Annotated in this window: 9 protein-coding genes; 8 read left to right on the top strand and 1 reads right to left on the bottom strand. The window is 66.9% G+C overall.

Annotation, left to right across the window (positions count from 1 at the left end):
- The first annotated feature begins 86 nt into the window (after positions 1-86).
- The 7 genes from ACRDUX_RS29300 to ACRDUX_RS29270 all read left to right on the top strand — a co-directional run bounded on the left by ACRDUX_RS29300 (position 87) and on the right by ACRDUX_RS29270 (position 6,741).
- The gene (locus tag ACRDUX_RS29300; protein WP_526419081.1) at positions 87-956 is read left to right on the top strand and encodes an ABC transporter permease; all 870 of its coding nucleotides are present in this window, start codon (positions 87-89) and stop codon (positions 954-956) included.
- Between the two features lie 118 nt (positions 957-1,074).
- Positions 1,075-2,079: an ABC transporter permease gene (locus ACRDUX_RS29295; protein ID WP_526419076.1), complete on the top strand. Its 1,005-nt coding sequence runs from the start codon at positions 1,075-1,077 to the stop codon at positions 2,077-2,079.
- Positions 2,080-2,760: a cysteine hydrolase family protein gene (locus ACRDUX_RS29290; RefSeq protein ID WP_526419074.1), complete on the top strand. Its 681-nt coding sequence runs from the start codon at positions 2,080-2,082 to the stop codon at positions 2,758-2,760.
- Positions 2,757-4,337, top strand: coding sequence for an ABC transporter substrate-binding protein (locus ACRDUX_RS29285; RefSeq protein ID WP_526419072.1), 1,581 nt, complete (start codon positions 2,757-2,759; stop codon positions 4,335-4,337). The genes ACRDUX_RS29290 and ACRDUX_RS29285 overlap by 4 nt, the downstream gene beginning before the upstream one ends.
- Complete coding sequence (locus tag ACRDUX_RS29280) at positions 4,337-5,173, top strand: N-acyl homoserine lactonase family protein (protein ID WP_526419070.1); 837 nt, start codon at positions 4,337-4,339, stop codon at positions 5,171-5,173. Before ACRDUX_RS29285 ends, ACRDUX_RS29280 begins: the two co-directional genes overlap by 1 nt.
- On the top strand, positions 5,174-5,707 hold the full coding sequence (locus ACRDUX_RS29275; RefSeq protein ID WP_526419068.1) for a hypothetical protein: 534 nt from the start codon (positions 5,174-5,176) through the stop codon (positions 5,705-5,707).
- Entirely contained in the window at positions 5,704-6,741 is a 1,038-nt protein-coding gene (locus ACRDUX_RS29270; RefSeq protein WP_526419067.1) for an isopenicillin N synthase family dioxygenase, read from the top strand. The genes ACRDUX_RS29275 and ACRDUX_RS29270 overlap by 4 nt, the downstream gene beginning before the upstream one ends.
- Before the next feature lie 38 nt (positions 6,742-6,779).
- Here the strand turns inward: ACRDUX_RS29270 and ACRDUX_RS29265 are convergent, their stop codons facing one another.
- Positions 6,780-7,868: an iron-siderophore ABC transporter substrate-binding protein gene (locus tag ACRDUX_RS29265; RefSeq protein WP_526419079.1), complete on the bottom strand. Its 1,089-nt coding sequence runs from the start codon at positions 7,866-7,868 to the stop codon at positions 6,780-6,782.
- A 277-nt stretch (positions 7,869-8,145) separates the two neighbouring features.
- Between ACRDUX_RS29265 and ACRDUX_RS29260 the strand changes: the two genes are divergently transcribed.
- Positions 8,146-8,952, top strand: an 807-nt coding sequence (locus tag ACRDUX_RS29260; protein ID WP_526419078.1) for a cbb3-type cytochrome c oxidase subunit I, incomplete at its 3' end; no start/stop codon positions are given.

The raw sequence follows: 8,952 nt of genomic DNA, 5'->3' as shown, positions 1-8,952 counted from the left end.
TGCGGCGGCTCACAACTGGACGTGCGCCTCGAGGGATTCCCAGGAAACCCACACCAGGTGGCGTGCATCGAGAGGCGGGCAAGCTGATGGCGGTCGCGGTAGCCGCACCTTCACGTGTCCGCGGCCGTGGACGACGCGTGTTGTCGCTGCCGCAATCACGTTCGGCGGTGCTCAACTGGCTCGGATTCTCGCTGGTGTTCGTGGTAACCGTGATCGCGATCGCGGTGCCGTTGCTGGCGCCACACGATCCGCTGCTTCCCGTCGGGATGCCGCTGCAGGCGCCAGGTAAGAACGGATTCCTGCTCGGAAGCGACAGCATCGGCCGCGACATCTTCTCGCGCGTGCTCTACGGCGTGCGCTCCAGCTGGTTCGCGGCCCTGGCGGTGGTCGCGATCGGTCTGCTGATCGGGGGACTGGTCGGCCTGATCGCAGGCGCGACGGGCGGTTGGGTCGACTCGGTGCTCATGCGGATCACCGACGCGTTCCTGTCATTGCCCGCACCGGTGCTGGCCATCGCGGTGGTCGCCGCCCTTGGGCCCGGCTTCGTGCACACCCTCGTCGCCGTGTCGATCGTCTGGTGGCCCTTCTATGCGCGATTGGTGCGCGGGGAGGTGGCCCGGCTCGCGGCACGACCACACGTTGAAGCGGCGAAACTCGCCGGGGTGAGCCGTATTCGGCTGGCAGGGCGCCATCTGCTGCCCGGCGCGGTGCCGAATGCGTTGGTGGCCGCCAGCCTCGACATCGGCACGCTGATCCTGACCCTGGCGGCACTGTCGTTCCTCGGCCTCGGGCAGTCGGCCCCTGCGGCGGAACTGGGCGCCGACTCCGCCCGCAACCTGAGTTACTTCCTGCAGCAGTGGTGGATCCCCGTCATGCCAGGTCTCGGCGTGCTGGTGCTGGCGCTGATCGGAAACATCGCAGGCGACAGCCTGCGCAACCTGATGAAGACGAGCTAGTGGTCGCGCTCGGAATCTCGCGTCGTGCCGAGCGTGAGCCCACGGCGACTTCGAGCCCGGATTCTCGCAGTGGCCTCACGTTGGGCGCGGCATCGATACACGGACCTTGGAGCGTTCGATGAAGATCTATGTGGCGTCCAGGCTGGGCGCGATGGCCGCGATCCTGATCGCACTGACCGGCGTGATGTTCCTGCTGCAACACATTTCGCCGCTGGATCCCGTCAAGGCGCAGCTCGGAGCACAGGCCTCGGCGTCGGCGGTCGCCGCCCGGCGCGAGGCGCTCGGGCTGAACGAGCCCATCCTGGTGCAGTTCTGGCACTACCTCTCCGGCGCCGTCACGGGTGACCTCGGGACGTCGTACCGCACCCGCCATGGCGTGGCGTCGGATCTCGGCACCTTCTTTCCCGCCACCCTGGAACTCGCGCTGTACGGGCTGGCGATCGCGCTGGTGCTCGCCGTCGTGCTGGCGTTCAGCACGACGCTGAAGTGGCCTGGCGCAAGCGTTCTGCGGGCGGTCTTGTTCACCGGTTCGTCGGCTCCCATGTTTCTGCTCGGCATCCTTGGCTTGATCGTCTTCTATCAGCAGCTGGGCTGGGTACCGGCCAACGGGCGCATCGCCATCGCCGATCCGCCAACCGGGCCGACGGGGCTGCTGACCGTCGACGGGCTGCTGCACGGGCGCTTCGACGTGGTTGGCGATGCCCTGCATCACCTGATCCTGCCCGCGCTCGTCATCGCGATCGGTCCGGCCGTCGCAATCGGCCGCGTGCTCCGAAGCAGCCTGCTCGGCGACATCGACAGCGACTACGCCAGGACGGCCCGCGCCAAGGGGTTGTCGGAGGGCAGGATACTGGCGGGTCACGTCCTGCGTAATTCCGTTGGCTCGTCGCTGTCGATGACGGGTTTGCAAGTGGGACTGATGTTCTCGGGCGTGCTGGTGGTCGAGCAGGTGTTCGGCTGGCCGGGGATCGGGCAGTACATCGCCCAGAGCATCCCCGTCGCCGACTTCCCCGCGATCGCCGGGGTCACGCTGATGCTCGGCGCCCTCTACGTCTTCATCAACATGGCAGTGGACCTTCTGCAGGCCGCCGCCGATCCACGCATCGCTACAACAGGAGGTTAGGTGCCGAAACAGCCACTCATCGTGGGCAATCCGGTGTTCGTCGTCGTCGATATGCAAACCGGTGGCGGAATGACGGCCGAGGAGGCCGGTATCCCCGTCATGGAGGGAAACGCCGAACGCGTCGCACGAGTCGAACGACTGCTCGCTGCCGCGCGAGCCGCAGACATCCCGGTGGTGTTCTTCCAGGAGGTGCACCGGCCCAGCGGCGTCGACTTCGGCCGCGAACTCGACGGTGTCGAGGGCGAGCACTGCGTCGAGGGGCGGGCTGGCACGGAGCTCGAACCGTCGCTGCAGCCCATCCTCGACGGCTCCCGGCAGGAGTTCCACATCGTCAAACGGCGCTACTCCGGTTTCATCGGCACCGAATTCGACATCGTGCTGCGCGGGCTGAAGGCATCGACCCTGATCCTCGTCGGCGGCCTCACCGACGTCTGCGTGCACTACACGTTCGCCGACGCGCACCAGCGCGACTACTACGTGCGGGTGGTCACCGATTGCGTGGGAGGTTCGTCGCAGTACCGCCACGACGCGGCGCTGGACGCCATGGAGTATCTGCAGACCGGCGCGCTGCGCACCACCGACGAGATCCTCGAGGCTTTCGATGAATGTCGTCGCCGGGGCGACTCCGGCAGCGAGCTCGCCTCCACTCCCGCGCCCGTCCTCGAAGGAGCAGCACGATGACCAAGAGACTTCGCGTCATCTCCGCCGTCGCCGCGGTAGCCGTGCTGGCGCTGAGTGCCTGCGGCGGTTCGGGTTCCGGCGGCGGCACACCGAGCGCCGCGCCGACCGACAAGGTGCTGCACCTGTCCTTCCTGCAGGACCCTGGGCAGCCGCCGGACCCCGACATCTTCTATGCGGGACAGGGTCTGCTGCTGACCACCAACACCTACGAGGGTCTGCTGCAGTACAAGGCGGGCACCGACAAGCCCGAGCTGGAACCGCTCCTGGCGACCGAGTGGACGGCGTCGCCGGACAACAGGGTGTTCACGTTCAAACTCCGCGAAGGCGTCAAGTTCCACGACGGCACGCCGTTCACCTCGGCAGCCGTGAGGGCATCGTTCGATCGTCGGGTCGCGGTCAACCAGGGACCCGCCTACATGGTCACGGACGTCGATTCGGTCACCACCCAGGGTGACTACGGCGTCACCATCACGCTGAAGGCCCCGAACTCGGCATTCCTCGACTACCTGGCGTGCCCGTACGGACCGCGGATGCTCAGCCCCGAGGGCCTGAAGAAGAACGCGGGCACCGACAACGCACAGGGGTATCTGACCAGCCACGATCTGGGCACCGGACCGTTCACGCTGACGGCCGCCGAGGTCGGATCCCGTTATGCGCTGGACGCATTCGGTGACTACTGGGGCGCGAAGCCGTACTTCCAGAAGGTCGAGATCCCCGTCATCACCGACGTCTCGGCTCAGCAACTGCAGTTCAACAACGGGCAGGTCGCGGCGATCCTGCACGACCTGCCGTCCTCGGCGGTGCAGTCGTATCTGGACAACAAGTCCTACGCGAACTACTCGCTGCCGACGATGATGTCGAATTACCTCTACATCAACCCGCACAAGGGGATGATGACCGATGCCAAGAATCGCAACGCCGTCATGCAGGCCATCGACGTCGACGAGCTCGTCAAGCAGACGTACTTCGGGCGCGGCAAGGCTGGAGCACAGATCTACCCGCCCAACATGATGGCTGCGGAGTTCGGGAAGCAGTCCGTGCCGCACGATCCTTCGGTCCTCACCGCGCTCGCGGGCAGCCTGTCCGCGGATCAGAAGGCCGTCACCATCGGATACGACTCGAGCAATCCCGACAACCAGTTGGTGAGCAACCTGATCCAGACCCAGCTCGCCGCGGCGGGTCTGACCGCCAAGGTGCAGGCGTACCCGACGTCGGAGACCTTCGCCTGGATCGGCACCGACGGGCAGTCCGCGCCAGACATCTTCGCCGCCCTGGCGTGGCCGGATGCCCCGTCGCCCTACACGTGGGGGCACATCTCCTGGGATCCCAGCGGTGGTCTGAACTACCTGGGCTGCTCCGCACCACCGGTCACCGATGCGCTGGCCAAGGGTCTGCCCGACGGTTCGCCCCAGGCGTTCTCGCAGGCGGGCGAGGAGGCCGTGCAGACGGGCTGCTGGCTGAACATCGCCGACGTCAACGACTTCATGGTCGCCCAGCCGTGGCTCAAAGGCGTCGAGCAGGCCCACGTCGTCACCAACCCGAACTCGCTTCGGCTGGCCGCGCTCTCGGTCGGCTGATGACGGGGCTGGTGCGCAAGAGCGGCGTCCGCAGGATCGTCCTGCTCACACTCGGGTGGGAGGATCTGCCGAAATCCGTCTCAGTGCATGGCAGTTCGCCGGAGTTGCGGATGCGTGAACCGGTCCCTGGCGTCCTGCTGCAGACCGACGGCGGCTGGGTGCTGCTCGACACCGGGTTCAACACGGCGCTCATCCGTGATCCCGCGCTGCGCAGGCGGTACTACCCCTCGGTGGAGTACCAGCCGTTGCTGCCGGGTCCCGGTGAGCCGATCGAGGAGTCGCTGTTCGACATCGGGATCGACGTCGACGACATCCACCTCGTCGCGGTGTCACACCTGCACACCGACCATGCCGGCGGCCTGAAGCTGTTCGCGGGCAAGATCCCGGTGCACGCGCAGCGGCGCGAGCTCGAGTACGGGCTGTCCAATCACCCAGAGCCGGAACGGCATGCGATCTTCCGGGTCGACTTCGACGATCCCAGCATCGACTGGCGCCTCGCCGACGGAGAGGCCGAGATCGCACCTGGAATCACGGCGGTGCCGACGTACGGGCACACGCCGGGGCACCAGAGCTTCGTGGTCGAACTCGATGAGGCAAGCGGTGGGGACGGTTTCGTCTTCGCCTTCGATGCGGCCGACCTGACCGAGAACATCGACGGTGAGCTGGCGATCGGCGGCTTCATCGACGTCGAGCCGGAGGACACCATCGAACCGATTCGCCGGCTCAAGAAGCTCGCACGGGACAAGGGATATCCCCTGATACCCGGCCATGATCCGCACGTGTGGCCCGAGATGACCAGCCACTTCCACGAACGCTTCGGACCGGTCGCGACCTAGATGACCGCACCCGAGATCGCCGACTGCGCCGGTCTGTGGCGCCGCTGCCTGCTGATTGACGCCGACGGATCGCGGGACACCGGTGCCGGTGTGCTGTGGCTGCAGGGCATCACCGCCTACGTCGACTCCCGCGGCTTCGCAGGGCGCCTCCAGCAGAGCGGTGACGTCTTCGAATGGCATCGCGACGTCGACCTCGAACCGCCGGGGCCGTTCCCGGACGCCGGGACGATGCACTGGGACGGCGAGGCGCTCGTCGAGACGGGTGTGCACGCGGACTACGTCGAGCACTGGGTTCGCGACGAGGGTCCGCCGGGGCCAAGCGGTGCGGTCTTCCTGCGCGCACCAGATGGCGGCAACGGCCTTCTGGTGCGCGTCGGAGGGATGTTCGGGTGGGCGGGTGGCGCTACCGTGCTGATCGGCGCGGTCGGCGGGCCGCAGTGGAACGAACTTGCAATCAAGCTGTCCGACAACGAATGTCAGGCCAACGGCGTGCGCTGGAGCGTCGAAGGAAGCGAAGGAAATGTGAATCCATGAGCAGTGCAACGTCGTTCACCTCGGTGCCGATCGTCGACATCAGTGGGCTGCGATCGGTCGACCCGGCCGAGCGCGAGCGGGTCGCCGGCGAGATCGGTCGGGCCGCCCGCGAGGTCGGCTTCCTCTACGTCACCGGATCCGGCATCGACGAGGCGCGCTTCGAACGCATGCTGGCGGCGACCAAGCAGTTCTTCGCCCTGCCGGTCGAGGAGAAGATGCGCAGTTACATCGGGCTGTCGCGCTGCCATCGCGGCTATGTTCCGGTGGGGGAGGAGGGGGTGGAGAACGGCACTCCCGACCTCAAGGAGGCGTTCGACACCGCGCTGGACCTGCCCGCGGACGATCCCGATTACCTGGCGGGCAACCCGATGCTCGGGCCGAACACCTGGCCGGACCTGCCCGACTTCGCCGATGCGGTGACCGACTACTACGACGCGGTCCTCGAAGTCGGGCACCTGCTGCTGCGCGCATTCGCGGTCGCGCTGGACGAGGACCCCGACGTGTTCTCCCGGCACGCCACCAAGACTCCGAGCCAACTGCGGCTGGTCCACTACCCCTACAACCCGGATGCCAGGGACGGACTGGGCATCGGTGCGCACACCGACTACGAGTGTTTCACGCTGCTCAAGCCGACGGCGCCGGGTCTGGAGGTGCTCAACGGCGCGGGCCAATGGATCGACGTCCCACCCGTCGCTGGCGCCTTCGTCGTCAACATCGGCGACCTGCTGGAACTGTGGACGAACGGCGCATTCGTCGCCACCAGCCACCGCGTACGCAGGGTCGTCGAGGAGCGGTACTCGTTCCCGTTGTTCTTTAACGTCGACTACGACACCGAGGTGAAGCCGCTGCCGCAGTTCACCGCTGGCGACGGCAGGACACGGCCCACCCTGCGGGCCGGTGAGCATCTCTTCGCCCAGACCGCACAGAGCTTCGCCTACCTGCGCAACCGCCTCGACAGCGGTGAGCTGGTGCTGCCCGACGGATCGCTGCAGCTGAACCAGTTCGGTCAGCAGGCGTTGCAGGGAGTGGAGTAGCACGGGAGAGTGGAACAGGGATGGAATAGGTTGTGCCGTCAGTTGATCGGTGCGTTGACGTAACGGAGGTCCTCGAGCACGCCACGGGCCGCAACGATGCCCTCGCCCGTCTGCCACACCTCGTTGTTCACCACGAACACGCGGTTGTCACGGGTGGCCGACAGCTTCTTCCAGGCGTCGCTCTCGAGCACGTCGCCGGCCCGCGCCTTGGCGGCGGGTGAGTCGAACGACAGGTACACGAGGTCGCCGTCGGCCGCCGAGAAGTCCGTCGACTTCGTCACCTCCGACGTACTCACCTCGACGTACGGCTTGTCCTTGAACCGCTGGGTGGCGGGGCGGTCCACGTGGGCCGCAGCGAGGACGGTGGCAGGGAAGTCGTCCGTCCCGAAGATCCGCAGGGTGTTCTCCGTCAGCTGCACCACCGACGCCTGAAAGTGGACGCCGTCGTTCTGAATGCCCGTCTTGTCGGCGTCGGCGTTGAACCCGTCGATCAGTCCGTCGGCGGCACCCGCGCGGCCGGTGGCATCGCCGACGGTCCGCAGGGTGTCCTGCCAGCCCGGCCCTGGCGGCCCGGTGAACACGGTCGGGGCGATCCCCGACAGCTCGCCGTACGCCTCCGGAGTCAGAGCCTGCGAACCGAGGATCAGGTCGGGATTCGCGGCCTTGATGGCGGCCACGTCGGGCTTGGTGCGAGTCCCAGCCGGGGCGGCGTCGTGCACGACGGCGCCAAGATACGACGGCTGCGACCCAGGATGGTCGGGGGTGCCATCCGGCAGTGCTGCAGCCACGATGCGCGACTGCAGACCCAGCGCGCACAGTGCGTCGAGCTGGTCACCGGAGAGCACCACGATGCGCTGCGGATCCGCGGGGACCTCGGTGCTGCCCGCCGCGTGGTGCACCTCGCGCGTCGGCGGGCCCTCGTCGAGCTGGGCCGGCTCCGGTGCGCAGGACTCGTCGGGGCGCCGCTCATTGCCCAGCACGCCCGCGCCGGCGATCTTCGTGGTGCTGGTCACCGGCGAGTTCATGGCATCCGGATCGCTGGACTGCTGCGTCGACCCGCCGCAGCCGGTGGCCAACGTCACCGAAAGCGCCGTGATCGCGGCCGCGGCCGCGGCGATCGGACCCATCCGCGAGCTGAGGAACGGCACGTCGCCGACGGTACCAACATCCCGGGTCGCTGCGCTCCAGCGCGCCGTCACATTTCCCGGGTCGCTGCGCGCCTACCCTCCGTCAACATCTCGGCCGTCCAGGCTGGTCAGGCACGGTCATCTGAAGGGATCTCACCAATTACGACAGTTTGTAGGACCCATAGCGCTTCACACCTTGCCGGGGGATAAGATTCAGGACGTGCCCGCGGGTACGCCCCTGTCGAACCCCGGCCAGAAACAACCCAGGGAGGACCTGTTGGTAGCCGAAGCGCCCCCAATCGGAGAACTCGAGGCACGTCGTCCGTTCCCGGCACGGCTGGGCCCCAAGGGCAACCTGATCTACAAGCTGGTGACCACCACCGATCACAAGTTGATCGGCATCATGTACTGCGTCACCTGCTTCGTGTTCTTCTTCGTCGGCGGGTTGATGGCGTTGCTCATGCGCGCCGAGTTGGCCATGCCCGGCCTTCAGTTCCTGAGCAACGAGCAGTACAACCAGCTGTTCACCATGCACGGCACGGTGATGCTGCTGTTCTATGCGACCCCGATCGTGTTCGGCTTCGCCAACCTCGTGCTTCCGCTGCAGATCGGCGCGCCCGACGTGGCGTTCCCGCGTCTGAACGCGTTCTCCTTCTGGCTGTTCCTGTTCGGCGCGTTGATCGCCATCGCCGGCTTCATCACCCCGGGTGGCGCCGCTGACTTCGGCTGGACCGCGTACTCCCCGCTGACCGATGCCATCCACTCGCCCGGAGCGGGTGGCGACCTGTGGATCATGGGTCTGGCCGTTGCCGGGTTGGGCACCATCCTCGGCGGCGTGAACATGGTGACGACGGTGGTCTGCATGCGGGCCCCCGGCATGACGATGTTCCGGATGCCGATCTTCACCTGGAACATCCTGGTGACGTCGATCCTGGTGCTGCTGGCCTTCCCGCTGCTGACCGCGGCGCTGTTCGGCCTCGCCGCCGACCGCCACCTCGGCGCGCACATCTACGACCCGGCCAACGGTGGTGTGCTGTTGTGGCAACACCTCTTCTGGTTCTTCGGTCATCCCGAGGTGTACATC

It is taken from the genome of Mycobacterium sp., assembly GCF_050701675.1.
Taxonomy (GTDB): domain Bacteria; phylum Actinomycetota; class Actinomycetes; order Mycobacteriales; family Mycobacteriaceae; genus Mycobacterium.
The sequence above is the reverse complement of the archived record's forward strand: the minus strand, read 5'-3'. Positions and strand labels throughout refer to the sequence as shown.

What these genes read in the sequence shown, in the direction of transcription:
- ACRDUX_RS29275 (WP_526419068.1), top strand. Translation starts at nt 5,174, where the DNA reads ATGACCGCACCCGAGATCGCCGACTGCGCCGGTCTGTGGCGCCGCTGC.
- ACRDUX_RS29285 (WP_526419072.1), top strand. Translation starts at nt 2,757, where the DNA reads ATGACCAAGAGACTTCGCGTCATCTCCGCCGTCGCCGCGGTAGCCGTG.
- ACRDUX_RS29265 (WP_526419079.1), bottom strand. Translation starts at nt 7,868, where the DNA reads ATGGGTCCGATCGCCGCGGCCGCGGCCGCGATCACGGCGCTTTCGGTG.
- ACRDUX_RS29295 (WP_526419076.1), top strand. Translation starts at nt 1,075, where the DNA reads ATGAAGATCTATGTGGCGTCCAGGCTGGGCGCGATGGCCGCGATCCTG.
- ACRDUX_RS29300 (WP_526419081.1), top strand. Translation starts at nt 87, where the DNA reads ATGGCGGTCGCGGTAGCCGCACCTTCACGTGTCCGCGGCCGTGGACGA.
- ACRDUX_RS29270 (WP_526419067.1), top strand. Translation starts at nt 5,704, where the DNA reads ATGAGCAGTGCAACGTCGTTCACCTCGGTGCCGATCGTCGACATCAGT.
- ACRDUX_RS29280 (WP_526419070.1), top strand. Translation starts at nt 4,337, where the DNA reads ATGACGGGGCTGGTGCGCAAGAGCGGCGTCCGCAGGATCGTCCTGCTC.